The organism is Fructilactobacillus sp. X8R2C1 (assembly GCF_059900955.1).
This window is the reverse complement of record NZ_JBWXVI010000005.1, coordinates 16,021-41,777: the sequence shown is the minus strand read 5'-3', so window position 1 is coordinate 41,777 and position 25,757 is coordinate 16,021. Positions and strand designations below refer to the sequence as shown.

General features: G+C 39.3%; 27 protein-coding genes. 4 read left to right on the top strand and 23 right to left on the bottom strand.

Annotated features, from left to right (window positions below; all coding sequences use genetic code 11):
- Nucleotides 1-17: 17 nt before the first annotated feature.
- Genes AC6UD6_RS05965 through AC6UD6_RS05955 form a run of 3 tightly spaced genes read right to left on the bottom strand, consistent with a single transcriptional unit; the run spans nt 18 to nt 2,108 of the window.
- Nucleotides 18-764, bottom strand: a complete 747-nt coding sequence (locus AC6UD6_RS05965; RefSeq protein ID WP_500696036.1) for a sulfite exporter TauE/SafE family protein — start codon at nt 762-764, stop codon at nt 18-20.
- A gap of 25 nt (nt 765-789) precedes the next feature.
- Entirely contained in the window at nt 790-1,563 is a 774-nt protein-coding gene (locus AC6UD6_RS05960) for a sulfite exporter TauE/SafE family protein (RefSeq protein ID WP_500696035.1), read from the bottom strand.
- A 17-nt stretch (nt 1,564-1,580) separates the two neighbouring features.
- Nucleotides 1,581-2,108: a GNAT family N-acetyltransferase gene (locus AC6UD6_RS05955; protein ID WP_500696110.1), complete on the bottom strand. Its 528-nt coding sequence runs from the start codon at nt 2,106-2,108 to the stop codon at nt 1,581-1,583.
- A gap of 157 nt (nt 2,109-2,265) precedes the next feature.
- Here AC6UD6_RS05955 and AC6UD6_RS05950 point away from each other — a divergent pair, with 157 nt between their 5' ends.
- A complete protein-coding gene (locus tag AC6UD6_RS05950) occupies nt 2,266-3,147 on the top strand; it encodes a 3-hydroxyacyl-CoA dehydrogenase (RefSeq protein WP_500696034.1) in 882 nt (293 codons plus the stop codon).
- Between the two features lie 58 nt (nt 3,148-3,205).
- On the opposite strand, the gene AC6UD6_RS05945 is transcribed toward AC6UD6_RS05950, so the two are convergent.
- The 12 genes from AC6UD6_RS05945 to cdaA all read right to left on the bottom strand — a co-directional run bounded on the left by AC6UD6_RS05945 (nt 3,206) and on the right by cdaA (nt 14,872).
- Nucleotides 3,206-4,546 carry a dihydrolipoyl dehydrogenase family protein gene (locus AC6UD6_RS05945; RefSeq protein ID WP_500696033.1) on the bottom strand — a complete coding sequence of 447 codons (1,341 nt, stop codon included), beginning with the start codon at nt 4,544-4,546 and terminating at the stop codon, nt 3,206-3,208.
- 81 nt (nt 4,547-4,627) lie between these two features.
- On the bottom strand, nt 4,628-5,230 hold the full coding sequence (locus AC6UD6_RS05940; protein ID WP_500696032.1) for a cation efflux transmembrane domain-containing protein: 603 nt from the start codon (nt 5,228-5,230) through the stop codon (nt 4,628-4,630).
- Nucleotides 5,220-5,540 carry an ArsR/SmtB family transcription factor gene (locus AC6UD6_RS05935; protein WP_500696031.1) on the bottom strand — a complete coding sequence of 107 codons (321 nt, stop codon included), beginning with the start codon at nt 5,538-5,540 and terminating at the stop codon, nt 5,220-5,222. Before AC6UD6_RS05935 ends, AC6UD6_RS05940 begins: the two co-directional genes overlap by 11 nt.
- Nucleotides 5,541-5,629: 89 nt before the next feature.
- Nucleotides 5,630-5,878: a hypothetical protein gene (locus tag AC6UD6_RS05930; protein ID WP_500694319.1), complete on the bottom strand. Its 249-nt coding sequence runs from the start codon at nt 5,876-5,878 to the stop codon at nt 5,630-5,632.
- Between the two features lie 50 nt (nt 5,879-5,928).
- A complete protein-coding gene (locus AC6UD6_RS05925) occupies nt 5,929-6,756 on the bottom strand; it encodes an HAD-IIB family hydrolase (protein ID WP_500696030.1) in 828 nt (275 codons plus the stop codon).
- Between the two features lie 95 nt (nt 6,757-6,851).
- Nucleotides 6,852-7,895 (bottom strand): lactonase family protein, encoded by a 1,044-nt coding sequence (locus tag AC6UD6_RS05920; RefSeq protein ID WP_500696029.1) that lies wholly within the window; start codon nt 7,893-7,895, stop codon nt 6,852-6,854.
- A 102-nt stretch (nt 7,896-7,997) separates the two neighbouring features.
- The gene (locus tag AC6UD6_RS05915) at nt 7,998-8,312 is read right to left on the bottom strand and encodes a hypothetical protein (protein ID WP_500696028.1); all 315 of its coding nucleotides are present in this window, start codon (nt 8,310-8,312) and stop codon (nt 7,998-8,000) included.
- Nucleotides 8,313-8,369: 57 nt separating this feature from the next.
- A complete protein-coding gene (locus AC6UD6_RS05910) occupies nt 8,370-9,515 on the bottom strand; it encodes an ABC transporter ATP-binding protein (protein WP_500696027.1) in 1,146 nt (381 codons plus the stop codon).
- 145 nt (nt 9,516-9,660) lie between these two features.
- On the bottom strand, nt 9,661-11,478 hold the full coding sequence (gene glmS / locus AC6UD6_RS05905; protein WP_500696026.1) for a glutamine--fructose-6-phosphate transaminase (isomerizing): 1,818 nt from the start codon (nt 11,476-11,478) through the stop codon (nt 9,661-9,663).
- A gap of 201 nt (nt 11,479-11,679) precedes the next feature.
- Nucleotides 11,680-13,032, bottom strand: coding sequence for a phosphoglucosamine mutase (gene glmM, locus AC6UD6_RS05900; protein WP_500694313.1), 1,353 nt, complete (start codon nt 13,030-13,032; stop codon nt 11,680-11,682).
- 17 nt (nt 13,033-13,049) lie between these two features.
- Nucleotides 13,050-14,021: a CdaR family protein gene (locus AC6UD6_RS05895; RefSeq protein WP_500694312.1), complete on the bottom strand. Its 972-nt coding sequence runs from the start codon at nt 14,019-14,021 to the stop codon at nt 13,050-13,052.
- A gap of 2 nt (nt 14,022-14,023) precedes the next feature.
- Nucleotides 14,024-14,872 (bottom strand): diadenylate cyclase CdaA, encoded by an 849-nt coding sequence (gene cdaA, locus AC6UD6_RS05890; RefSeq protein WP_500694311.1) that lies wholly within the window; start codon nt 14,870-14,872, stop codon nt 14,024-14,026.
- Nucleotides 14,873-15,039: 167 nt separating this feature from the next.
- On the opposite strand from cdaA, the gene AC6UD6_RS05885 reads away from it, so the two are divergent.
- Nucleotides 15,040-15,690 carry a DUF1361 domain-containing protein gene (locus AC6UD6_RS05885; protein ID WP_500694310.1) on the top strand — a complete coding sequence of 217 codons (651 nt, stop codon included), beginning with the start codon at nt 15,040-15,042 and terminating at the stop codon, nt 15,688-15,690.
- Between the two features lie 37 nt (nt 15,691-15,727).
- Here the strand turns inward: AC6UD6_RS05885 and AC6UD6_RS05880 are convergent, their stop codons facing one another.
- Nucleotides 15,728-17,839 (bottom strand): cation:proton antiporter, encoded by a 2,112-nt coding sequence (locus AC6UD6_RS05880; protein ID WP_500696025.1) that lies wholly within the window; start codon nt 17,837-17,839, stop codon nt 15,728-15,730.
- Between the two features lie 15 nt (nt 17,840-17,854).
- On the bottom strand, nt 17,855-18,754 hold the full coding sequence (murB, locus tag AC6UD6_RS05875) for a UDP-N-acetylmuramate dehydrogenase (RefSeq protein WP_500696024.1): 900 nt from the start codon (nt 18,752-18,754) through the stop codon (nt 17,855-17,857).
- Nucleotides 18,755-18,854: 100 nt separating this feature from the next.
- On the opposite strand from murB, the gene AC6UD6_RS05870 reads away from it, so the two are divergent.
- Together AC6UD6_RS05870 and AC6UD6_RS05865 are read left to right on the top strand one after the other, a co-directional pair.
- Nucleotides 18,855-19,625, top strand: a complete 771-nt coding sequence (locus tag AC6UD6_RS05870) for an exodeoxyribonuclease III (protein WP_500694307.1) — start codon at nt 18,855-18,857, stop codon at nt 19,623-19,625.
- A 14-nt stretch (nt 19,626-19,639) separates the two neighbouring features.
- Nucleotides 19,640-20,173 (top strand): 3'-5' exonuclease, encoded by a 534-nt coding sequence (locus AC6UD6_RS05865; protein ID WP_500694306.1) that lies wholly within the window; start codon nt 19,640-19,642, stop codon nt 20,171-20,173.
- An 18-nt stretch (nt 20,174-20,191) separates the two neighbouring features.
- Here AC6UD6_RS05865 and AC6UD6_RS05860 read toward each other — a convergent pair whose 3' ends face one another.
- From AC6UD6_RS05860 to rnr, 6 genes are all read right to left on the bottom strand, one after another.
- Nucleotides 20,192-20,680, bottom strand: a complete 489-nt coding sequence (locus AC6UD6_RS05860) for a GNAT family N-acetyltransferase (protein WP_500696023.1) — start codon at nt 20,678-20,680, stop codon at nt 20,192-20,194.
- Complete coding sequence (gene tsaE, locus AC6UD6_RS05855; protein ID WP_500696022.1) at nt 20,667-21,146, bottom strand: tRNA (adenosine(37)-N6)-threonylcarbamoyltransferase complex ATPase subunit type 1 TsaE; 480 nt, start codon at nt 21,144-21,146, stop codon at nt 20,667-20,669. The genes AC6UD6_RS05860 and tsaE overlap by 14 nt, the downstream gene beginning before the upstream one ends.
- A 15-nt stretch (nt 21,147-21,161) precedes the next feature.
- Nucleotides 21,162-22,136, bottom strand: coding sequence for a phosphate acetyltransferase (gene pta / locus AC6UD6_RS05850; protein ID WP_500696021.1), 975 nt, complete (start codon nt 22,134-22,136; stop codon nt 21,162-21,164).
- A 2-nt stretch (nt 22,137-22,138) separates the two neighbouring features.
- Nucleotides 22,139-22,840, bottom strand: a complete 702-nt coding sequence (locus tag AC6UD6_RS05845) for a uracil-DNA glycosylase (protein ID WP_500694302.1) — start codon at nt 22,838-22,840, stop codon at nt 22,139-22,141.
- Between the two features lie 82 nt (nt 22,841-22,922).
- The gene (gene smpB, locus AC6UD6_RS05840; RefSeq protein ID WP_500696020.1) at nt 22,923-23,396 is read right to left on the bottom strand and encodes an SsrA-binding protein SmpB; all 474 of its coding nucleotides are present in this window, start codon (nt 23,394-23,396) and stop codon (nt 22,923-22,925) included.
- An 11-nt stretch (nt 23,397-23,407) separates the two neighbouring features.
- A complete protein-coding gene (gene rnr, locus AC6UD6_RS05835; RefSeq protein WP_500694300.1) occupies nt 23,408-25,747 on the bottom strand; it encodes a ribonuclease R in 2,340 nt (779 codons plus the stop codon).
- Between the last annotated feature and the right edge of the window lie 10 nt (nt 25,748-25,757).

The window sequence follows — 25,757 nt, the reverse complement described above, 5'->3', positions numbered from 1 at the left end:
ACTTTCTCCTTGTTTTATTAATAGGTCTTAATTCCCAAACAAATCGCTAATACAATGGCACCGATCCCAACCCCATACTTCATAACATTGGATGGAATATGACGTACGACTGACGGCCCAATATATCCACCTACTAGTAACCCAACTGTGATGGCAATCAAAGCCACCCAATTGATTGGCATTGTAAACATAAATATGATGGCCGAAATCCAATTCAAAATTAACGAAACAAAATTTCGGATTGCATTACAAACAGCATAGGGTTGGTTCACAGCTCGAAGTAAAATTGCAATTAACATGACTCCTCCGCCAGCACCAAAGTAACCTAAATACATCCCAACAAAAAGAAGTGCAATGGCGGTAATTATCTTTCCCCATACGGTCATATGCGTCTCAGATAATTGTTTTTGACTCTTTGGCAGCAACATCAAAACTCCCGAAATCATAATGATGATTGGGGCAACGTTTTCAAAATTTTTATTCGAACTGTTAAGTAAAATTAAAGAACCAATAATGGTCCCAATTCCAGCACAGATGGTAACCTTAAAGATGACTTTGCTTTGTCCCTTAAGTTCTTTTTGGGACGCTAAAATGGCACTTGAATCACTAAAAGCAAAGCCAACCGTGTTGGTAACGTTTGCAACGATCGGTGCAAATCCTGCCAGAAGCATCGCTGGATAAGCAACTAAACTGGCCAGTCCAACCGTACTTTCAAGCACCCCGCTAACAACTCCTGCCACTACTAAAAAAATTAAATTCCACATAATATTTTCCCTACATTCATCTTTTTTAAAAATATGCCTGATATGCTAAAAAAGCAGCCAGGATAATCGCACCAATCGCAACCGTGTACTTCATTACAGCTGATGGAATTACCCGGACAATAATCGGGCCAATGTACCCACCAATAAACAGACCAATGGCAAGCACCACCAAAGCACTCCAACTAATTGGGGTAGTAAAAATAAAGATGGCAGCTGATACTGCGTTCATGGTTAAAGTCGTCACATTTCGGACCGCATTGCAAATGGCGTATGGTGCATCGATAATTCGAATCAAAATGGCAGCCATTAGCACTCCGCCGCCTGCACCAAAGTAGCCAACGTAAATCCCAACAATCACAATGGCAATCGCGGCAATTGCACTCGCTGTTTTTGAAATACTTTCAGAAGCAAACGTTGACTGTCGTTTTGGAATTAACATTAAAACTCCAGACAGTAAGATGACAAAGGGAGCAACATCTTGAAAGCTTTTATTGGAACTATGTAACAGGATAATTGATCCAATAACCGCACCAATGACCGCAAATAGCATAACGTGAAGAGTGACCGAACCCTGTCCTTTGAGCTCTCGTCTCGATGACAAGACGGCACTCGTTCCGCTAAAAATAATTCCCACCGTAATCGTGACGTTTGCCATAATTGGTGGTAATCCAACAAACAAAAGTGCCGGATAAAGAATCACACTTGCCATGCCAACGACACTACTCAACGTTCCGGCAATGATGCTAGCAATTAAAAGAAAAATACCATTAAATAACAACGAAAGAACCAACTTTCCCAATTAAGATTATTAACTACTTACTTAATGTTACCACTAATTGGTTTTTCCATTATCAAATCACGCTGAGCACTCTTGCCCAATTGAAAAACATGATCCCCAACTTGCTTAAATCCCATTTTTTGATAGAACTTTAATCCAGCATCATTATGTTCCCAGACCCCAAGCCAAACCTTTCCTTTCCCTTTTTTCTGCGCCTCATTAACAGCCAAATCAATCAATTCGGTTCCTAGACCGTGACGTTTAAATTCTTTTTTCAAATAAATTCGTTCTACTTCTAAAAGATGCGGACCCATTTCTTCAGATTGAGCATCATCAACGTTTAACTTTAGATAACCAGCTAACTTTCCATCAACGTAGGCAAAATAAAATTGAGAATTAGGATCAGAAATTTCATTCTTTAATTTTTCCGGATCGTAAGCATTATCCAAGTATTGATTTAAATTTTCAGGTTTATTTTCGGTTCCAAACGTCTCGGCAAACGTTTCCCGACTAATGGCTCGTAAAGCACTAATATCATCAATCGTTACCCTTCTAATCTCACTCATCATTTTGAACCTCCATTAACAATTTAGTTAATATTTTAACTAATTTACTCTGGCTTGCAACCATTGTCATTTATAACAGATAAAGAAGGTTGCTTAAGCGCTTTCACTAGCATAAAATAGAAGTGGATAATAAGTAAATATATAGGAGGAAATCACCATGACATTCAATAACGTTGTCATTGTCGGTGGAGGCACCTTAGGCTCACAAATTGCTTTCATGTCGGCTTTTCACGGAAAAAACACTACTATTTGGGGCCGTTCAGACGGCTCACTCGATCGTGCTAAGGCGCGAGTAGCTCGTTGGGAAAAAGCAGTAAAAAAAGACATTGGAGCTACCGATGAACAGGTCAAGAACGCAGAGGAACATCTCCATTACACCACTGATTTAAAGGCCGCTCTTAAGGGTGCTGACTTAGTTATCGAGGCTCTTTCTGAGGATCCAGATGTTAAAAATGACTTTTACAAAAAGTTCAACGATTTAGCTGATCCAGATACTGTTATCGTCACTAACACTTCAACTTTACTACCATCACAGTTTGCTGATACTACTGGTCGCCCTGACAAGTATTTGGGTTACCACTTCGCTAACTCAATTTGGAAAAACAATACCGCTGAAATCATGTCACAATCTAAAACTAATAAGGATCTTCCAAAAGAGATGGAACAGTTTTCACGCGAAATCGGAATGGTTCCAATCCTAGTTAACAAGGAACAACCTGGTTACCTATTGAACTCACTGTTAGTACCATTTCTATCAGATGCTTTAGTCCTCTGGAACAATGGCGTTTCTGATCCTGAAACGATCGATAAGGCATGGATGATTGGAACTGGTGCACCACTTGGTCCATTCGCTATTATGGACATTATTGGGATGAAAACCATGTATGATATCACTAAGATGTCAACTAACCCAGAAGTTAAAAAAGCTTCCGAAAAATTCAAGGATATGATTGACCAAGGTAACATTGGTCTTGAATCCGGTAAGGGCTTTTACACTTATCCAGATCCTGATTTCAGAAAACCAGAATTTCTTAAATAGAATTAGATAAAAAAAAGTTCGCCATTTGGCGAACTTTTTATTTTATAGATTTTTAATTTTATAGATGATTCAAAGTCTCAGAACCAAGTGTTGGGAACAATGGGAGCAATTCGCTCATCTTTTCTGGTGAGATGTGATACTCAACAAATGGTGCCAAAGTACTAATAACGTTATCAGCTTCAGAACTGATTTCAGTAGCACCTACTAGGTAACCTTGTTTGTCGGTGATTGAAATGGTCTTACCTTTGTTCTCCTGCATTGCAAATCTGAACCAATCAGTGGCAAGGTCTGATTCTTTAACATCATACTTATCAGGGTTGGCCTTAGCTTCGTCAACACTAACACCGATCTCAGCAATTCGTGGTGATGAGAAAACTGCACTTGGAACAGCTGGATACTTAATTGGATCAGTAGTAGCACCAGTAAATAACTTGGTAAGGTACATTGACTCAAAAATAGCGGTTGGAGTTAACTTACCAACTTGTTTATCAAGAACATCGCCAGCAGCGTAAATGCTGTCAACTGAAGTTTGAAGATGATCATCAACTTTGATTCCGTTCTTATCGTAATCAACGCCAACTTCTTTAAGACCGAATCCTTCAACGTTCGGATCACGGCCAGTTGCGTCAAGAACCCAATCAGAGTCAATGTCGTCTTTGTTAGTCTTGACTACAAAACCATCACCTGATTTTTCGATTGATTCAGGATCAACGTTTCGAATGATTTGAACTCCTTGAGATTCAAGATCTTTAAGTAATGACTCAACAAATGGTTGATAAAACTTTCTTAAAGCCTTGTCATGGTGCAATAGGATGGTTACCTTAGTTCCAGCATTTGCTGCGATTGTAGCAAATTCAATGGCAATGTATCCACCACCGATAACGGTCATGTGTTCTGGTTGTTTTTCTAAGTTCAAGAAATCAGTTCCATCGTATGCCAACTCAGCACCCGGAATATCAATCTTGTGATAATGAGCTCCAGTTGCTACAACAAGTTTATCAGCAGTGTACTTGGTACCGTCAACGTCGATGGTGTGCGCATCAACGATCTTTCCATACCCATGGATCACATCGATGCCAACACTCTTTAGACCCTGTTCGATTCCACCAGGTAATTGACTGATGACTTCTTTTTCATGCTTAACGTTATCGGCCCAATTGATCTTAGTAGTTCCATCTAAGCCGTGTCCTTGGAAGTTATCAACGTCTTTTTTCATCTTAACTGGGAAGTCTAAAGCAATCTTAGCGTTACATCCACGGTTAGGACAAGTTCCACCAATCTTGCCAACTTCAATAATGCCAGCTTTTTTACCCTTTAGGGCCAATGGAATAGCACCGTTAAAAGCACCATGTCCACTTCCTAAATACAATACATCAAATTGATAATTGTTTTCACTCATACTTAACACCTCACCTTTTAGTTTTGTACAACTAAACTTTATACAATTATTATTATAGTTCTATAATTGCACTTGTCAAGATTAGCTCTCCACAAGACATTCTAATGCCTCTTTACCAATAAGGAAAACAATTAGAATTGCTGCTGCTGAATCGATCCACCAAATATGGAAAAAATAATTAAGCAAAACTCCGATAAGCACCGTCCCAGCAAGATAAGCACACGTAACACTACAAATGGCATCCTGAATTAAAGCGTTAGAACCAATTACTTTCCCAATCCAATACTTAGCATAGGCGATCATTGGCATGATAATAAGAGACAAAATAGAAATGATGATCCCCATCAGACTGCCATCAGCACCTTCATGCTGAAACAAATTATATCCAGAAGTAACTAGAATATAGACACACAGAAGGAGCAAAATGATGCTAACGATCTTCGTGGCAACCTTATCCACTCGATTAATGTCAATTTTTGAACTCCCTTTAAACTCAATTTCCAAACGAAATAGTAAAACAAATCCAGCAATAATCTCCATCAAACTATCAAGACCAAACGCAATTAATACAATTGAGTGGGCATCGATCCCGGCCTTTAAGCCAACCGAAAATTCTACTATCATCCAAGCAATCGCAACCAACTCAACTATGATTCCATATCCAACCACGTTTTTAGTTTCCATGTTTGACACCCCTTACCACGTGATCCGAATGAGCTAGTCCTTCATTTACAATGTCCATAATATGAGGATCATCCAGGCGATAATAATTTGACTTGCCCTTCCGTTCGCTACTTACCAATTGATGCTTTTTAAGCATTGCCAATTGATGAGAGGTAGCTGATTGTTCAAGTCCAAGTTCCTCACTAATCTCACCAACGTTGAGTAAGTGATTTTCTAACAACACTAACATATGAATCCGAACCGGATTACTCAAGATTTTAAATAACTCATGAGCTTCTTCTAATTTTTTGGGATTAATCTTAGAATCCATGATTTTCTCCTTATATATATGTAATTTATTTCATATGAATATATTATCATGTGTATCCTAATAAAAAAAGCCACAACGGCTAATTCATTTTAATCCTTGATTCCATGACTTTTAAAAACAATCTGATTAATAGCGTGATCAATGTCACCAAAGTCAGAAAAAGCCTGGTTAATTGCATCGTTAATCGTAACTTCATCTGAAATCTTAGCTAAGGCATCTTTTACGATTGAACGTTTCAACTCAATCTTGTACATCTCAACATCAGGAGTACTTGGATATTTTTCAAAGTACTTATCCAAACGTCCTTCAACAATGTTATTTAATTCTTCATTATTCATTTTTAATCGCCTCACGTATATTTGTACTGTCATTACCTTACTAAATGAAACTACTGATTATCTAAAATGGTATCAATTGTCCTTAGAACCCCATCATCGTTATTATCAAACTCGGTAACGTGACCAGCGGCGTCCTTTGCCTCCCGAATGCCATTCTTCATAGCATAACTATTCGGGGTTAAATCCAACATTCCTAAATCATTCTCATTATCCCCAAATGTGACAACTTCTTCAGGATTAGCATCATATTTTTTCATCAAATAGCGCACGCCAGTTGCTTTGTCGATCCCCTTTACACCAATTAGGTCGGTATTAAAGCCAGAGTTCAAACTCTCAAGATTATCTGGAAGCATCTGTCGCATTTCATGAACTTTTCGCATCACGTTTGCACCTTGCTTAAACGTCACACCAACTTTTACTAATTGATCATCAGTGTTCTCACTTGTGATGTTAGCCAAATCATTCAAACGGACCGTATTACTGTAGTATTGTTTCATTAACTGATACATTTTTTCGGGTAGCCTTTTATCTACATAAGTATGCTTAAGCCCAGATACGTTAACCCCGACAATGTCAGGGCCAAAATCATCATAAAGCATCTTTAAGGTCTGTTTAATCTGATCATCATTCAGCGATTCGGCATGAACTAAATCATTACCACGATAAATTACTGAACCATTTTGAGAAATAAAATCCATTTGGTCCCGATAATCAATAAACAGGCTTTGTAATTTATCATTCGGTCCGCCACTAGCTACGGCAAAATTAACGTTTTGGTGTTTCATCTTTTGAAACGTTTTTAAAAACTTAATCTCATCATATCGATTAGCTTCATTTAAAAAGGTTTTGTTCATATCTGTCACAATTAATTTAATCAAAATCTCCACCCCACCTGTCTAAATTAATTATATCAATTTGTTAAGGGAATGAAAAAAGTTAACGCTATAAAAGCATTAACTTTTAATTAAATTAACTATTTTCGAGGAGCAACACAGGTTCCCTCTGGTACCGCAAAATCCTTTTGAATGACAGATAACTTACCATTCTCATGATTTCGCTCGTACAAGGTTGCGTTATTAGTGTTTTGATTTACAGCAATTAGGAAGGATTGATCTGAATTAAAGTTAAAATCACGCGGGAATTCCCCTTCAGTTGAAATTACTTGAATTCGCTCTAAGTCACCATCATCTAGGACCTTAAAAACAGCAATCGAATCATTGCCACGATTAGAAACATACACAAACTTCTCATCGTCAGTTATTCGAATTGCCGCTCCACCATTGGCATCTTTGTAGTCATTAGGAATAGTTTTAACAACTTGTTGGACGGTAAAGATGCCAGCTTCTTCATTATAATCAAGAACTGCAATCTTACTACTTAGTTCACCAATTAAGTAAGCCTTTCCCGTCGATTCAGCAAAAGCAATGTGTCTTGGACCAAATCCAGGTGACAACTGAATCTCACTAACAGGAGTAATCTCACCCGCGTCAGAAACATCATACAAATAAACTCGATCCAATCCCAGGTCACAAATCACTAAGCGATCATCAGGAGTTAGATCGGCATAGTGTGGATGAGGACCACTTTGTTGTTCTGGTAGTGGACCGGTCATTCCATCGTCATGGATTCGCTGTGATTCTTTGACAGTCCCGTCACTTTCAATGTGATACGCAATGACATTACCAGTATGATAATTTGCTGTATAGACCATCTGGCGTCCTTCATCTACAGTAATGTAAGCTGGTGAGGGACCCACTTCAATGTCTTCTTGCATTAATTTAGCAGGCATGGTACTGCCATCAAAAACAGCAATCCCACCACGTGTTGCCGCTTCATCTTGATTACGATCAATCGCATAGATTTTATGATCACTAGATTCCACAACGTAAGTTGGACAGCTAATTTGCGCAATTAACTGAGCATTTTCCAGCTGTTTTTTGTCTTTGTTTAATTCAATTTGATAAACGCCCTTACTAGTTTTTTGGGTATAAGTTCCAATTAAAAATTTTTCAGTCATCATCAACACCTCCAAATATTATTCATACTCATTATGCCATATTTGGTGGTTGGTGATAACAAATATTAATGATTTAATTCACAAAAAGATTAGCCAATTGATTTAACCAATATGGTTCTCTTTTAAAATCATCTGGACTTCATGATCCATTGCTGGGGTTCGTTTCCACTCCTCAAAGTGGTCAAAGTTTTCCTTTGGCATCACATAATTCTGGTTAACATAGTTCTCGTAATTAATGACATGAACGGAGTGAGGAATGTTTAGTTGAAGGATCCGAACCTGTTTAATCATTTTTCGTTCTGCGGCAAGCTCAGCTCGTCCGTTCTGCACCATGTTGCTGATTTCAAGGTACTTAGACCCATCTAACCGCGTAATTTCCTCAATCAATGTAAATGTTTCATGACTCTTCATTGCCATCTAAATCTTCCTCCTAAACAAAAATGCTATTATTCACTTTGAATAATAGCAAAATTTTTATCGTTGTCCCCAGGCATGTTTCTCAAGTTGTTTGTATTCATGCTTGGTGACCATTACTGATTTACCATTTTTCTTCTGGTACCTCATCTTCTTACTTGGGTGAATGATATAACTTGGATGTCTAACAACTGCCATCGTTGGATGACCAGATACATTTACCAAGCAAAAGAAAATCATGGCAAAGAAAACCGCCCACGTCATAATCTTAGTGGTCAACGGCATCTTTTCTTGAATAACTTCACTATAGAACCGCTTATGGATGGTTCGTGCTGGATTAGGGTCATTCGGGTGATCCTCAGCATACTCATTAGTAATTTCTTTTTGATACTTATCAATATCAAAATTCTTCTGAATGGTCTTTTCTTTTTTCTGGAACTGTTTTTTCTCTTTTTTGCTTAACGACTTAAACCACTTGATGAACTTCTGGTATTCGGAGACGACTTCTTCCATCGGACCAATTTTCCGTAGCTTCCCGTAGTTAATCCAAGCAACTCGGTCACACAACAAACGCACCTGCTTTAGTGAATGAGATACAAAGATGATGGTCTTACCTTCTTTTTTAAATTCATCAATCTTATCAACACATTTTTGGTAGAAGGTATCGTCACCAACGGACAAGGCTTCATCAATAATCAAAATGTCTGGCTTAATGTGAACGGCAATGGCAAAGCCAAGTCGGGACCTCATACCACTAGAGTAGTCTTTTACTGGTTGATCAACAAAATCACCAATATCAGCAAAGGCAATGATATCATCCATCATGTCATCAATTTGGTGGTTTGTAAGTCCCTGCATCAATGACTTCATTCGGATGTTTTCACGGCCAGTTAAATTCTTTCTCAATCCAGCGTTAATCGCAACAATCGAAGTATCTCCGCGCACGTCAACTTGGCCGGTCGTTTGCGGAATAATGCCAGAAATAATGTTAGAAATGGTTGACTTTCCTGAACCATTTACACCAATGATTCCCAATGCTTCACCAGGCTGAACGGTAAATGAAATTCCCATCAAAGACCAAAAATGTGGGGTTTTATTTTTCCTTGATAATGAGAAAAACGACTTTAACTTGTCAGATTGAGTCTTGAACATGTCATACTCTTTGGTGACATCTTGTACTTTAATTTTATAATTTTTTTCAGTCATGGTTTACTTCCTAAATTCAAAATTACAACTGACACGATAATAAAATAATACGAGAAAATTACTAAAATGTAAAGAAAGTTCAGTATTCAACGATGCTTCAACAACATAATAAAAGAGCTACCAAGAATGGTAGCTCTTAAAAACATTATTCAACTGTAACACTTTTAGCAAGGTTTCTTGGACGATCAACGTTCAATCCCTTGTTCAAACTAGTGTAATAAGCAATTAGTTGAGCTGGAATGACACTAAGCAGCGGTGTTAACAACTCATCAACGTCCGGGATCACAAACGTATCACCATCTTGAGCTAGACTTTGTCGCACGATCGTCAAAGCACTGGCACCACGAGCTGCAGTTTCTTCCAGATTACTACGAGTTAATCCAGCGGTCTTCTTCTGGGTGATAATACCAATCACTGGAGTGCCCTTTTCAATCAATGCAATCGTTCCGTGCTTAAGTTCACCAGAAGCAAAGCCTTCCGCATGGACATAAGAAATTTCTTTTAACTTCAACGCTGCTTCAAGGGAAACAGTGTAATCAACCCCACGGCCGATGTAAAAGGCCTGTTTAGCATCAACGAAATATTTCTTAGCAATTTCATCAATCTTATCTTTTTCTTCAACAATTGACTGCATCCCAGTCGCAACCAAACCCAATTGTCGTGCTAAATCAAAATCTTTTGCGACCTGACGATTACCCCGCATACCAACGGCCTTTGCCAAAATGGCTTGGATTGCAATTTGAGCAGTATATGCTTTAGTTGAAGCAACTGAAATTTCTGGACCAGCATTAAGCAACATCGTGTAAGTTGCTTCGCGTGACAAGGTCGAATTAGCAACATTAGTAATGGTTAAACTAGGGAAATGATGCTTGTTAACGTTCACTAAGACTTCCCGACTATCGGCAGTTTCCCCACTTTGAGTCAAAAAGATAAAGAATGGTTTCTTAGAAAGCAATGGATCTTCATAAGCAAACTCGGATGAGACGTGCACTTCAGTTGGAATTCCAGTGTACTTTTCCATCAAATCTTTACCGACTAATCCAGCATGATAACTGGTACCAGCACCCACGATATAGATTCGATCTGAATCAAGGATGGTATCCATTACGCCACAACCAACGTTCATGTTTCCGTCTGCATCAAAGTACTCTTTAACTAATTTTCTCATGACATTGGGTTGTTCATCAATCTCTTTAAGCATGTAGTAAGGATAAGTCCCTTTATCAGACGCACTTGGATCAATGGTTACCTTGAACTGATGACGCTCTACTGGCTTACTGTTTTCATCAAGGATGGTTACCTTATCAGGCTTTACGATCGCAACGTCACCATCAACCACCTCAAGAAAAGTATCAGTAACGTCTAACATGGCAATTGAATCAGAGCATACTACGTTGAAACCGTCACATAATCCAATCAACATGGGGCTTTTGTTTTTGGCTGCATATAAAGTATCTGGATCTTCTTTATCCATTAAGATAAAAGCATATGAAGAATTTTTAAGGAGTGAAAGCATCTTAATGAAGGCATCCTTCGTGCTCATTTTGTCTTCAGTCACAAACTTATCAACCAATTGGACCGCCACTTCGGTGTCAGTTTGACTATGAAACTTAACGTCTGATAAGTATTCTTTCTTCAATTGTTCATAGTTTTCGATCACACCATTGTGAACCAGATAGAAACGATTGTCATCTGAGAATTGAGGATGAGCATTTTCAATGTTCACTCCACCATGAGTGGCCCAACGAGTGTGCCCAATTCCGGCAGTTCCCTGAACCTCTGGTCCAATTTTTTTCTTTAAATCGTCGATACTTCCAGTTGTTTTCACTAAATAATCTTTGTGGTCTTTTTCTTCCACAAAGATTCCGGCTGAATCATATCCTCGATATTGTAATTTTTCTAATCCATTAACTAAAATGGATGTCGCATTCTTATTGCCTGTAACTCCAACGATTCCGCACATGGGAATGACCTCTCTTTAAAATTGGTATAGATGTATTTAAATTTTATTTATATACTTAACATCTTTGATAATAATGGTTTCACAAGTGTTTGTCAAATATAAGTTAGAATTGGTATAGCACTGATGAACGAAATTTAATAAAAATTTAAGCATAATAAAAGAGTTAACAAACGTTAACTCTTTTAATAATTCGTGATTGCTTTATTCAATTCCCATATCGTCTCTAACAACGTCGGCAATTTTGTTTGCATACTTATCACTTTCTTTTTGAGTCGGAGCTTCCACCATGACTCTTAACAGCGGCTCAGTCCCACTTGGTCGAACCAAGACACGACCATTACCATTCATTTCATCTTCAACATCATCAATGGCCTTTTTAACATTATCATGATCCATCGCGTGCTTTTTGTCAGAAACCTTCACGTTAACAAGACTTTGAGGATATTTTTTCACTTCGTCTGCTAATTCGGAAAGCGGTTTACCGGTTTCTTTCATAATATGCATTAATTGCAGACTGGTTAGCATCCCATCGCCAGTGGTATTAAAGTCCAAAAACACAATGTGACCGGACTGTTCGCCACCTAGATTGTAACCATTGGCTTTCATTGATTCAACCACGTATCGGTCCCCAACTTTAGTTTTCACACTATTTAAGCCGTTGGCTTCCATGGCTTTGTACATTCCGAGGTTACTCATCACTGTCGTAACAATGGTGTCATGCTTTAATCGACCATTAGCATCCATATACTTACCACAGATGTACATAATCTTATCACCATCAACGATGTTTCCCTTTTCATCGACAGCAATGCACCGATCACCATCACCATCAAAGGCAATTCCTAACTGGGAACCATTTTCAACAACCATTTTTTGCAACTGTTCTGGGTGAGTGGAACCGACGTTATCATTAATATTTAGTCCATTAGGTGAGGTCGCCATTGTTTTAAAGTCAAGGCCAAGGTCAGCGTAAAGGCGGGGAACCAAGTTGCTGGTAGCCCCATTTGCGGCATCAACTGACACCTTAATCCCACTTAATTCATCTGGAATCGTTTGGGACAGAAAGTGAAGATACTTTTGCGATGCTTCGGTGTACTCTGCTGAAGTGCCTAATCCCTTTGCTGAGGGACGTGGTAAGTCATCAGTATCACTTTCAAGAATCTTCTCGATGTCAGCCTCGATGTCATCGGACAATTTATATCCGTCACCGCCAAAGAATTTAATTCCATTGAACTCAGCGGGATTATGTGAAGCCGTAATCATAACTCCGGCATCAGCACTTTGATCTCTAACCAAGTATGCTACTCCGGGGGTAGTGACAACTCCGAGTTGAACCACCTCAATTCCAACGGACAACATTCCAGCTACCAAAGCATCTTCCAACATCTGTCCAGAAATTCGTGTATCTCTTGATACCAAGACACGTGGCTGATGATCTTGAACACTGTGCTTAGTCAGAGCATAACCACCTGCACGACCAGCCCGAAAAGCCAATTCTGGGGTTAAGTCTTTATTCGCAACTCCTCTAATTCCGTCTGTTCCAAAATATTTCATATATAGTCCTCACTTTATTACTTATTCTTTGCGTTAATCTGTACTTTAACCGTTTCCGGATCCAAGCCACTTACTTTGGAGTTACCCGCATCAAGTGAAACCGTCTTAGTATTATCACCAGACATGTTTTCGACATCAACGTCGGCATTAACCGAATTAATCCCATCAATCGTGTCTTTATCACCTAACAATAACACATCAGATGGATCACACTTAACGTCATAGGTCTTACTTGCCTGCTTATTAACTAAATTAACCTTGACTGGTACCCTCTTATTATCACCCGCTGAAACCGGTAAATCAACCGAACTTGTTGATGGGGTAATAATAACGTTGATGGTCTTTCCTTTTTTGTCTAAAGCCTCAATCACCGCATCCTGTTTTATATCACGCTTGGTGTTAGGCTTCAAGTTAGTTTTAGCAACTACTGAATCAATTCGATTAATTTGATCACTCGGTCCAGTCACTTTTGCAGAACTGACGTCTAACGACGGCTTTCCGGCCTTATAACCAGAAGCAATGTTTTTCTTGTCGTAGACAGCTTTTACGGGGAACTTAACGGTCCGGCGTGGTTGAATGTTAACTTTAATGCGAGCAGGTTTAATCTTACTCTTAATGTCAGAATTTAGACCCTGCTGTTGTAATTTAACGATGTGTTCTCCGGGCCCCAAATTACTAAGGTTAGCGTACACCTTAAAGTTCTGGGTATTAGCGGTTGTAGTGACTAACGCCGACGGTCCTGACAACTGGACGTTAACTTTTTCTGGATAACCAATTACAAAATACTTGTCTGAGTTTACGTTGAGCTGTAATGGAACTGACAGTGTCTTGGTTTTATTAGCTGCCATCTGGGTGCTTTTAGTCGAATTACTGGTACTGTTAGTGAGACCCATATCATTTTTGCCATCATGAACATAGAAAAACAGTGCAATTGTAAAGACTAGTGCCAAGATAGCATAGAATAATTTACTCCGAAAAGATTTTTTCATGGCTACTTGTCACCTCCGAAATGCTTCTGAAAGAAACTAATCGCACGAGTCACAATCGTTGGATGTTGCTCCTGTCGATCACGAGGAATCAACTGACTTCTCAGGTATTTCAGGTAATCCTCCTGAGTCATCCCACGAAGAAGCTCATTGTTTCTAGTGATTGAAACTTCTCCCGTTTCTTCTGAGATAACAATCGTTAAAGCATCGGAAACTTCCGAGATTCCAACGGCAGCACGATGACGAGTTCCCAATTCCTTAGGGATCAAATTACTCTGCGATAACGGTAAGTAGGCAGCCGCTGCAGCAATCTTATCATCCTTAATGATGACCGCTCCGTCATGAAGAGGCGTATTGGGAATAAAAATGTTAATTAATAACTGACTTGAAATGTCAGCATCAAGCTTAATCCCGGTCTCAATGTATTCTTCTAGCCCGGTATGCATTTGAATGGTGATTAACGCTCCAATTCGACGCTTGGACATGTATTGAATTGCTCCATCTAAAGCATTAATCATTTTTTTGGCTTTTTCATCCTGATTCTGGGTTGCTCTAAAGAGTGAGCCGCGTCCTAATTTTTCAAGTCCGCGTCTAATTTCAGGTTGGAAGATGATAATGCATCCAATAACTCCCCAATTGATAATTTGATCCAGAATCCAAGATACCATCGTCAGTCCTAAATACCAACTGGCAATTTTAGCGATAATAATTACAATAATGCCGCGAAAAAGTTGCACTGCCCGAGTGCCACGAAGAAGCATGATTAACTCGTATATCACGAGCCAGACAACCAATATATCAATTAAGTTGCTTAGGTTATGTAATGTAAATAAGCTACTCCAATCAATCCCCATAGAACGACCTCCAATTTGTATATTATTATATCACTGAATTATTGCTGAAATAAAGGCAGTTAACTAATTCCAAATGTTAAAAAAATTAAATTCTATGGTTAAATTTCTAGTTTTTTTTGCTAATTTGGGGTTTAATTTATATATAGAAGAAAAGGGGTCAAATTATAATGTCACAAAATAAAAGATGGCAAGTTAGAATATTTTTCATCGGGTGGATCGTGCTTTTATTCATGTTTCTACGTGATACACGCTTCGGTTTTTTAGCGCTCAACACCCTTTTAGGATACATCCCAATTGAACTTAGTTTCCACATCGGTAACAAACCACACCAAAATAGTTTCGTGTTCTGGATCCTATCACTTCTGTGGTTATTGTTCTATCCCAATTCACCCTACATTCTGACCGACCTACTTCATCTCGCTTGGCTACATCCTGATGAAGCCAATGGGTTACTTCGACTTGATCCGCACGTCTGGTTTTTATACACATGTCTGATGATCAGTGCATTAAGCTGTGCCTTTATCGGTTTCTGGAGTTTAGTCCACGTTGCTAAGGCCATTGACGTTAAAATTCATTTATCCGGTAATTTTTCTAACTTCGTTACAATTGTGATTCTAACGGTTGCAAGTTCCATCGGACTATTCATTGGACGGTTTATGCGAGTCCACACAATTTACCTCATCCTTTCACCTAGGATGTACATTCGACCATTTTTAAACATGTGGAATATGCACATGGTCGTATTCGTATTTTTGATGACCGTTCTACAGTTAATGATCTACTGGATTTATTCCATTATCAGTAATAATAAGGAATAATATAAAATCCCCCACTTATCAATAAGTGGAGGATTCTTTAGTTATCACTCAACATTAGCGTTTCCTTATAATTAATGTCCTGCCGCAAGTGAAGTCCCATCGCGTGACTAACTTTTTTATTATTAATCAATTGTTCCACAGCGCGACGTTCTGCTTCCAGTGCAACCGACCGTAATCTTATCAATTGATACTCAAAGACTTCATCATCTTCGTCGGGATCATCGTATGAATTGGCCCGTTCAATCTGACTCTGATAGAAAGTGACAATAAAGTGAACAATTTGTGAGTCAAAGTCCTGACCATTAATGTCGCTTCGACTCAAGAAATCTGAAATAGCATCAATGGCGGCCTGATCACCAACAATCGTAACAAGTCTTAATTCACTCTTGGTCTTTTTACTTTCTGATTCACTTACCTGCCAGGTTTTAATGGAATGAAGAATCGATGAAAACCATCCCGGATAGTACCAGTGATTTTTGCGATAGCCGTCGTAGCCATTTGCAAACATTCGACGTTCCTCACGATTAATCCTTCGATTTGCAATCCAGTAAGTATCTTTTGAGATTTGTTGTTCACGATACAAATCTTTAACCGCGTCACGTTTTCCTTTTAAAGCAACTCGTCTCAAACTAAGTTCTTCATTGAGAGACGTACTTTCTGCACTATCGTCTCTCGTCTTTCTTAAAAGTTTTCGTAACTCAACCTGATAATCCAAAACAATATCATATACCGCTCGTTCATTATCATTGGTCTTATTATTTTCAAGACTGACAATGGCACTCTTTACGATGTAAATCCGAGCAGCATCTTCCGAAATATAGCCCTCCTGCTCATCTTCTTCATCTTCCGTCTCATCATCATCTTCATCCTTATCAATCAATGAGGCTCGGGTCTGAAGTGAACTAGCATCTGGGGAAATGATTGGCAAGATAATGGTAGCCGCAACTAAACTGATCACGATAACCATTGCGGCAATAAAAAGCATCAAAGAACGGTCGGGAAACTCCTTTCCATTCGATAAAAATGCGGGAACCGAAAGAATTCCTGCCATGGTAATGGCACCACGAACCCCGGAAATTCCAGCCAATAGCGCAACCGACAAACTGGGCTTCTTATTGGACCGTTTAGTAATGTAGTACGAAAAGAATTCGTATCCTAAAATCCAGACCACTCGAATTACCAAAAGAGCCACCCAAACGGCAAAAGCAATCCCAAACGAAGCTAAAGTTCGATATTCCGATCCATTGATGACCACCCTAGTAGCAACCGGTAATTCAATACCTAAGATTAAAAACACAATCCCGTTTAAACAGTAAACAATGACATCCCAAGTACGATTGGTCAACAAGTTGACTTCTGGTGACTTGGTATTGGTAACGTTAGTCTGTAAGTGATCAATAATCCCAGCGGCAACCACCGCAATAACTCCCGAAGCATGAAGAAGATCTTCAGCAATTACATAAATAATAAACGGTGTCAAGATGTGCAGGACGACGTTAAAAATCACGTCATTGAAGTGTACCTTTAATAACAAATTACGAAGAACAATAATTAAAGACATTCCAACAATTCCAATGATCAAACCCACTAGTGCGGTATAAACAAAATCAACCGCAGCGTGTTCCAAAGAAAAGTAACCGGTGACAACTGCAGCAATCGCATATTTAAACGCAATTAGTCCACTAGCATCGTTAATCAAGCTCTCACCTGATACTAGATGCAAAATATTACTTGGAAGATGAACACGCTTTGAGATGGACTGAACGGCAATTGGATCGGTTGGAGACAAAATCGCAATTAGAGCAAAACAGGCTGCCAGTGGCATTGATGGTACCAGCAAATTAACGAAATAACCGCCAATAATGGTTGTAATGAACACCAACCAGATGGCATTTTCAAAAATGGGACCACGTAATTCCCAAAGTTCTCGTTTTGGAAAGTCACGACCATCATTAAATAGCAATGGTGCGATGAACAGCAATAAAAACCAGTCCGTGTTTAAATCAATTTTGAATTTAAAGAATAATGCTAATCCTAAACCAAGCAAAATTTGAATCAAACTAACTGGAATCTTAGTGACATAGTGAGAGATAATGCTAGAAAGCAGGACTAAAACTATTAATGTGATGACTGCTTCAACTATTACCATAAGCTATGTTTCCTCCTATTTTGGCTCACCAATAATTCGAACCTCAGTCTCAAGGTGAACCCCATTATCTTTATACACAGTTTCCTGAACGTGCTTAATCACATTCAAATAATCAGTAGCGGTGGCACCACCAACGTTAATGATAAATCCGGCGTGTTTTTTTGACACTTCAGCTCCGCCAGAGCGATATCCCTGTAGTCCAGCATCGTGGATCAGCTTTCCGGCAAAGTATCCTTTAGGACGCTTGAAAACACTCCCACATGAAGGCCATTCTAAGGGTTGCTTTGATCTTCTCAGGTAGTTCAAATGATCCATCTCGTTTTGAATCTCACGTTTATTCCCGGGTTCAAGTTTAAAGGTCGCTTCCAAAACAACGTCCCCATAGTCTTGAATACTACTATGACGATAACCAAAGTCTAACTGGTCGTTGTTTAAAACAATAATCTCACCCTTACGCGTCAAAACCGTGGCTGATTCAAGTGCATACTGGGTCTCTCCCCCATAAGCACCGGCATTCATAAACACTCCGCCACCGACACTGCCAGGAATCCCAGCAGCAAATTCTAATCCAGTCAAACCGGCTTTTTGAGCAGCCTTAGTTGCATCAATGTAAGCAGCCCCAGCCTCGGCAATTACCCGATGGTCTTCAGTTCTAATGTTATTCATTTGGGTCAAAATCATGGTTAACCCACGAATTCCACCATCTCGTACGATTAGATTACTGGCATTTCCCAGCACAGTAAGCGGCATTTTAATTTCATTTGTATAATTTAATAATTCTTCGGTTTCTTTAAATGATGAAGGAAATGCAAGAAAATCAGCTTTCCCACCAGTTTTAGTCCAAGAATACTTGGAAAGTGGTTCATCTTTTAAAATTTTAATATCCTTGAATTTTTTTGTTAAATCTTCAGTCATTCGTCATTTTCCTTTCTAATTATCCATATTACATTCTAGCACGTTATCATTATTTAAACACTTCTGATCGTGCTATACTGGCATTAAAGGAGGGGATACAATGAATTTTATCTCATGGAATGTAAATGGTTTACGTTCAGCAGTTAAAAAGAATTTTTACGAATTTTTTAATGAAACTGATGCTGACTTTTTTAATGTTCAAGAAACTCGAGTTCACGAAAATGATATTGCTTTAGAAGTACCAGGTGACTATTACCAGTACTGGGACTCAGCGGAACGCCCCGGCTACTCAGGCGTAACTACTTTCACAAAGCATAAAGCTGATAACGTGTTTTATGGTGTTGATGGAAGCGACACTGACACCGAGGGCCGTTGTTTGACACTCGAATATCCTGACTTTTATTTAATTAATACCTACGTACCCAATTCAGGTGAAGAGCTGCAAAGACTCGACTACCGTCTTGATTGGGACCAAAAATTTATTACCTTTGTAAGTAAACTTGCTGAAAGAAAGCCGGTCGTGATTGGCGGCGATATGAGCGTTGCTTATCAACCAATTGACATTGATGACCCAGAAGAAGATCACCACAAGGCTGGATACACCCAACAGGAACGTGACGATTTTGGTCGATTATTAGCTTCCGGATTTGTAGATACCTTTAGAGCACTTCATCCTTACCAAAGTGGTGCCTATACTTGGTGGAGTTACCGTTACGACGAGCGAGCCCAAAATCGTGGTTGGAGAATGGATTATTTCTTGGTTTCTAACTCAATTCAAGATGACGTTGCCGAGTCAAACATTCTTGGTGAGGTAACCGGCTCAGATCATGCTCCGATCCAATTAATTACTGATGGACTTAAGATTGATTAGAGGAGAATCGTTAAATGAATTTTGCGGCAATTGACTTTGAAACTGCTGCGGGTCAACGAGCCAGTGCTTGTTCGGTCGCATTAACGGTAGTAAGAAATAACGAAGTCGTTGATGAGTTTTACTCATTAATTAACCCCGAATGTGAGTTTAACTGGCGCAATATCAATGTTCATGGTATTCATGAAAAAGATGTAATTGACTCACCAACCTTTCCAGAGGTGTGGGATCAAATTAGCCCCCTCTTTGATAGAAATAAGCTGGTGATTGCCCACAACAATAATTTTGATAATAGTGTATTAAAAAAGAGTCTGGAAAGGTATGGTTTATCAAAACCACACTATCAGACTCTTGATACCGTTAAGACTTCCAAAAAGTTTTACCCTGGATTTGTTAACCATAAGTTAAACACGGTTAGCGAGAACTTAGGAATTGAATTAAAACACCATCATAATGCATTAGATGACAGCTTAGCGTGTGCTAACATCTTGATTTATGAATACCAGCAGTTTGGCAAAAACGCTGTTAAACCGTTCGTTAAGTTAATATAAAAAGACTGAGATATTTTCTCAGCCTTTTTTTACGTTCATTTTCATTTCAATAACATGATCGTTTTGATCACTAGTGATAAATCCTAATTTTTTGTACAATCGAAAAGCCCCTACATTGGACTTTAAGACCGTCAATCGCAATTCATTAAGGTGACTAAAAGTGGCCACCCAGTCAATTGCTTCCTGAATCAGATTGGTCCCAAGTCCAATGTCCTGATAATCAGCTAAAACGGCGACACCAAGTTCCCCAGCAGTCTCGTCAACCTGACTAACGCTCAAGACTCCAATTAATTTCGTCCCAGCAACTGCCACTAAAATGATGTTAGTCCCAGTGGCATTCACCGCGTCAATGGCATCTGCTTCGGTTTCAGCGGTCAATTGATCAATCTGAACATCCGTCGTAAAGTTACTAGATTCTTGACTTAATCGTTTCATTAGCTCGATTAGTGCTTCGGAATCGTCCGATTTAGCAGCACGAATCGTAATTTCTTCATTATCCTTTGCCAAGCACTAAGTCTCCTGACTTTAAAATTGAATCAAAATGCTGTCCCTTAGCAGTCATTTCAATTGTCCGATCGTTATCCCCCAGATCATCATTTCTAGTAAATCTGATTCTCAAATACTGGTCGGGAAGTTCGTCCTCCGCAAATTTGGACCATTCAACGACGCTGACTCCATCACCGTTAAAATATTCATTCAGACCTAATTCGTCGGATCCTCCCTCTTCAAGACGATAAACGTCCATGTGATAAAGGGGCAACCGTCCATTTTTGTATTCCCGAATAATGGTAAAAGTCGGACTTTTGATGTTTCGCTTAATTCCGAGACCTTTCCCAAGTCCCTTTGTGAAGGTGGTTTTTCCCGCGCCAAGGTCGCCATCGAGTAAAATAACGTCTCCAGCTTTTAAATCCGGGGCGAGTTCTTCGCCTAATTTTTCAGTTTGATCGGGACTATCAACCTTAAATTTAATCAATTCAATCGCCTCAAATTAAAGTGCTTGAGTAGCCGTGATAATGGCTACCTTGTAAACATCTTCAGCATTGCATCCCCTCGACAAATCAGAAACTGGTTGATTCAATCCCTGAAGAATTGGACCAATGGCTTCAAATCCACCTAAACGTTGGGCAATCTTGTAACCAATGTTTCCTGACTGAAGCTCTGGAAAGACAAAAACGGTTGCCTGACCAGCAACGTTTGAACCCGGTGCCTTACTCTTTGCAACCGCGGGAACAACCGCAGCATCAAATTGGAGTTCCCCATCAATTGGAGTATCTGGATCTAACTTTTGGGCAATCTTGGTTGCACTTTGAACTTTATCGACTTCTGGTCCCTTAGCTGAACCCTTGGTTGAAAAACTAAGTAAGGCAACTTTGGGATCGATATCAAACAACCGGGCGGTATGTGCACTTTCAACGGCAACTTCACCAAGTTGTTGATCATCAAGTTCAATGTTAATGGCACAATCTGCAAACAAGTAACGTGTGTCACCCTTTTGCATGACAAAAGCACCACTAATCAACTTCACACCTGGTTTAGTTTTAATAATCTGAAGTGCTGGACGAACCGTATCACCAGTTGGGTGAGCTGCACCGGACACCATTCCGTCAACGGTTCCCATGTATACCATCATCGTGCCAAAATAATTCGGATCTTTCAACCATTGCTGAGCTGTTTTTTCATCCGTTTTGCCATTACGCCGTGCAACAAGTGATCTAACCATCTCGTTGAACGTGTCAGAATCAACGTTTTGGATATCAATGATGGTAATTCCGTCTAAATCATTTCCGTTTTCTTTAGCAACTTGTTTGATTTTTTGGGGATCACCCAATAACGTTGGTTCAACCAAATTATCTTTTTTAAGCCGACTAGTTGCTTCAATAATTCTTGGATCTTCCCCTTCAGGGAATACTAACTTAATGTTTTTATCGTTAATCTTTGCTTTCAAACTATCAAAAAGGTCCATAATTAACTCTCCTTATTAGTGGCAGTGACGTGTTCCGGTAATTTCCAGTTAATCGGCGTCTCACCCATGGCTTTTAGTGCTTCATTCGTCTTTGAAAACGGTTTTGAGCCAAAAAAGCCTCGATTCGCAGAAAGGGGACTTGGATGAGCCGACTGAATCACAATATTAGCGTCAGTATTAATCAACTTAATCTTATCCCTAGCGGCCCTTCCCCATAGGATGAAGACAACCGGTTCAGGACGCTTTGACAATTGTTCAATAGCATAATCAGTGAGTCTTTCCCATCCTTTGCCACGATGAGAAAAAGCCACTCCATCTTGAACGGTCAAAACGGAGTTTAATAACAATACCCCTTGTTCAGCCCAACTTTTTAGATAACCGTGATTAACTGGTTTAATGCCCAAATCACTTTGTAATTCCTTATAAATATTCTTTAAAGATGGTGGAACAGCTACGCCTGGCATTACCGAAAAGCTAAGACCATTGGCTTGATTAGGACCATGATATGGATCTTGTCCCAGAATAACGACTTTCACCTTACTAAAGGGAGTCCACTCAAATGCCTGAAAAATATGGTGCATTTCTGGATAAATCGTCTTGTTATTATACTCTTCAACCAAAAAACGCCTTAACTTTTGATAATATGGTTTCTCAAATTCTGGTTCCAAAATCGGCCACCAGTCGTTATGAATAAACGGTTTCACTATTAACACCTCCAATTTATTCTACCATAAAATGTGAATTTTTAGGCAAGCAAAAAGAGAGTGCTATTGCACTCTCTTTTAATTAATAATGTTTCATAACGCGATCAATTTGCCGTTGGGTATCACGTTGCTTTATGGTTTCACGTTTATCATATTCACGCTTCCCCTTAGCAACCCCAATCAGCACCTTAGCGTAGCCATGTCTTAAATAAACTTTTAAGGGAACAATGGTAATTCCCTTAGTCAAAGTCGCTTCACCAAGTTTTTTGATCTCTTTTTTATGCAACAACAACTTTCGATTACGCAATGGATCATGATTAAACTGGTTTCCTTGCGCATACTCACTGATGTGGACATTCATCAAATAAGCTTGTCCGTTTCTCACCTGCACGAATCCGTCCTTTAGATTCATACGGCGTTCTCTAACTGATTTAATCTCAGTTCCCGTTAGTGAGATGCCAGCTTCATAAGTATCAGAAATAAAGTAATCATGTCGGGCCTTTCGGTTAGTTGCCATTACGTTCTTTTCAGTTGGTTGATGCTTTTTTCTAGCCATGTTCCCATCCCCTATTTTTTGCGACTATTAGATGGTTTGGTTCTGATTTTAAACGAATGACCTTTTTTACCGTTCTTTCTACGATCTTGATTCTTATAACTCTGACGACGATTTTTCCCATCAGAATGTTTGCCACTGTGATGGTGCTTATCATTTTTATGTTCCTGTTTTGGGAGAAGTTCACTCAATGGAGCATCTTCTGGTTTAACGATCTCAAAGTCAACGGTCATCTGATCAACGTCGGCCGCAACACATTTAACCCGTAACGTTTGTCCAATCTTATAAGTTCTTCTGGTATTTCTACCAACAAGCGCCAAGTACTTTTCAACGTACTCATAGTAATCATCATTCATCTTGCTGATATGAATAAGACCTTCAACGGTGTTTGGAAGTTCAACGAACATTCCGAACTTCATCACTGAAGATACAACTGCATCGTATTCCTCACCAATATGTTGAGTCATGTACTCAGCCTTCATCATCGAATCAACGTCTCTTTCGGTGTCAACACCGCGACGCTCAGTTTCTGAACAGTGAACCGCAACTTCTCCAACCTGGTCAGCATAGGTTTGCTTGGTAACATCATTAATCCCATTATCTTCATAATAATGAACTAAACGATGGACAAACAAATCAGGATAACGTCGAATTGGTGAAGTGAAATGGGTGTAGTATTTGGCACCTAATCCAAAGTGTCCCACACACTTATCACTATATTTGGCCTGTTGTAAACTTCTAAGCATCATTACTGATACCATTGTTTCTTCAGGAAGTCCGTGTACTTTACTTAAAATGTTCTGTAAAGTCTTGGGAGTTAAATGATCGGGGTCAGCTTTTACTTCAATTCCAAAGGCAGTTAGGAATTCAAAGAAGTCCTTAACTCGCGTTGGATCTGGCGTCTCATGGACACGATAAATGAACGGAACTTTAAGTCGATAGTAAGTTTCAGCAACAGTTTCGTTTGCAGCCAACATGAATGATTCAATCATTCGTTCGGCTAAACCTCTCGTTCTAAGTTTAATATCAACGGGTTTACCTTCTTTGTTCATGATGATTTCTGCTTCGTCATCATCAAAGTCGATCGCCCCACGACGCTTTCTTTGCTTGTATAAAATTCGGTGTAACTCAGCCATGGTTTCAAACATTGGTACTAAATCATGGTATTCTTCTCTCGTTTTCTTATCATGTGATTCAAGAATATTATTGACAGCTGTATATGTCATTCGAGCTTTCGACTTCATAACACTCGGATGAATCCGCTTTTTGACAACTTTCCCTTGGGGATTAATTTCCATATCACAGCTTAAACATAACCGTAGTTGTCCCTCGTTTAACGAACAAATCCCGTTTGATAGACGGCGAGGCAGCATTGGAATAACTCGGTCGGTTAAATAAACTGAGGTTCCACGTTTATACGCCTCACGATCAAGTAGTGTTCCTTGTTTAACGTAGTGACTAACGTCAGCGATGTGGACCCCTAAATGATAATTGCCATTTGGTAACTTCCATGCCGTGACGGCATCATCCAAATCTTTGGATGATTCTCCATCAATGGTAACTAACGTCTGATCGGTAATATCTTCTCGTCCTTTGGTTTCCTCAGGCAAAACATGGTCCGGAATAGCATCTGCTTCTTCTAGAACATCTTCTGGAAATTGGGAAGGAACATCATGAGCATAGACAACCTGTAAAATATCAATTCCAGGGTCATCAACACTTCCAATTACTTGTTTCACAATTCCAACCATGTAATCTGGATGCTCGTTACTTGGATATTCCGTAATATCAGCAGTAACCACTTCTCCTGGAGTAGGATGAAGACCAGCATCTACCACGTAGAACTTGAATCCTGCTAATTTTTTGTCTTTTAAAACAACCTGACCAAGATAACCATGATCATCATCAGTCTTACGAAATTCACCAACCACATGAGTGTAATGGTGTTCTAAAATACTAACCACTTTAGCTTGTGGTCCCCGATCAGAATCTTTTTCACCTGGCTTAGTAATCTGAATCTCAACCTTATCCAGGTTCATCGCATGCATCGTTTCATCAGGTGCGATAAAGGCATCAGGTAATTCATCATCATATCTAACAAAGCCAAATCCCTTTGGATTAGAGTGGAAAATCCCCTCTAGCTTCAACTCACTTGGATTAACCTTAAAATCACCGTTTTCAGTAACCACAACGGCACGGTCTCGTTCCAGTGAAGCGAGCTCTGAAACGATTAATTTGAAAGCTGATGATCCATGATAATTCAAATCATCAGCTAATTTTTCGACACTATAACTTTGATCAGGATGTGATTGTAACTCCTGCTCAATTTCATTTTTTAACTTATTATCTTGCAATATATTTTCC

Bases quoted from the DNA above. Each gene is read 5' to 3' on its own strand.
- AC6UD6_RS05965 (WP_500696036.1), bottom strand. From the start codon at position 764: ATGTGGAATTTAATTTTTTTAGTAGTGGCAGGAGTTGTTAGCGGGGTG.
- AC6UD6_RS05955 (WP_500696110.1), bottom strand. From the start codon at position 2,108: ATGAGTGAGATTAGAAGGGTAACGATTGATGATATTAGTGCTTTACGA.
- AC6UD6_RS05950 (WP_500696034.1), top strand. From the start codon at position 2,266: ATGACATTCAATAACGTTGTCATTGTCGGTGGAGGCACCTTAGGCTCA.
- AC6UD6_RS05945 (WP_500696033.1), bottom strand. From the start codon at position 4,546: ATGAGTGAAAACAATTATCAATTTGATGTATTGTATTTAGGAAGTGGA.
- AC6UD6_RS05940 (WP_500696032.1), bottom strand. From the start codon at position 5,230: ATGGAAACTAAAAACGTGGTTGGATATGGAATCATAGTTGAGTTGGTT.
- AC6UD6_RS05935 (WP_500696031.1), bottom strand. From the start codon at position 5,540: ATGGATTCTAAGATTAATCCCAAAAAATTAGAAGAAGCTCATGAGTTA.
- AC6UD6_RS05930 (WP_500694319.1), bottom strand. From the start codon at position 5,878: ATGAATAATGAAGAATTAAATAACATTGTTGAAGGACGTTTGGATAAG.
- AC6UD6_RS05920 (WP_500696029.1), bottom strand. From the start codon at position 7,895: ATGACTGAAAAATTTTTAATTGGAACTTATACCCAAAAAACTAGTAAG.
- AC6UD6_RS05915 (WP_500696028.1), bottom strand. From the start codon at position 8,312: ATGGCAATGAAGAGTCATGAAACATTTACATTGATTGAGGAAATTACG.
- AC6UD6_RS05910 (WP_500696027.1), bottom strand. From the start codon at position 9,515: ATGACTGAAAAAAATTATAAAATTAAAGTACAAGATGTCACCAAAGAG.
- glmS (WP_500696026.1), bottom strand. From the start codon at position 11,478: ATGTGCGGAATCGTTGGAGTTACAGGCAATAAGAATGCGACATCCATT.
- glmM (WP_500694313.1), bottom strand. From the start codon at position 13,032: ATGAAATATTTTGGAACAGACGGAATTAGAGGAGTTGCGAATAAAGAC.
- AC6UD6_RS05895 (WP_500694312.1), bottom strand. From the start codon at position 14,021: ATGAAAAAATCTTTTCGGAGTAAATTATTCTATGCTATCTTGGCACTA.
- cdaA (WP_500694311.1), bottom strand. From the start codon at position 14,872: ATGGGGATTGATTGGAGTAGCTTATTTACATTACATAACCTAAGCAAC.
- AC6UD6_RS05885 (WP_500694310.1), top strand. From the start codon at position 15,040: ATGTCACAAAATAAAAGATGGCAAGTTAGAATATTTTTCATCGGGTGG.
- AC6UD6_RS05880 (WP_500696025.1), bottom strand. From the start codon at position 17,839: ATGGTAATAGTTGAAGCAGTCATCACATTAATAGTTTTAGTCCTGCTT.
- murB (WP_500696024.1), bottom strand. From the start codon at position 18,754: ATGACTGAAGATTTAACAAAAAAATTCAAGGATATTAAAATTTTAAAA.
- AC6UD6_RS05870 (WP_500694307.1), top strand. From the start codon at position 18,855: ATGAATTTTATCTCATGGAATGTAAATGGTTTACGTTCAGCAGTTAAA.
- AC6UD6_RS05865 (WP_500694306.1), top strand. From the start codon at position 19,640: ATGAATTTTGCGGCAATTGACTTTGAAACTGCTGCGGGTCAACGAGCC.
- pta (WP_500696021.1), bottom strand. From the start codon at position 22,136: ATGGACCTTTTTGATAGTTTGAAAGCAAAGATTAACGATAAAAACATT.
- smpB (WP_500696020.1), bottom strand. From the start codon at position 23,396: ATGGCTAGAAAAAAGCATCAACCAACTGAAAAGAACGTAATGGCAACT.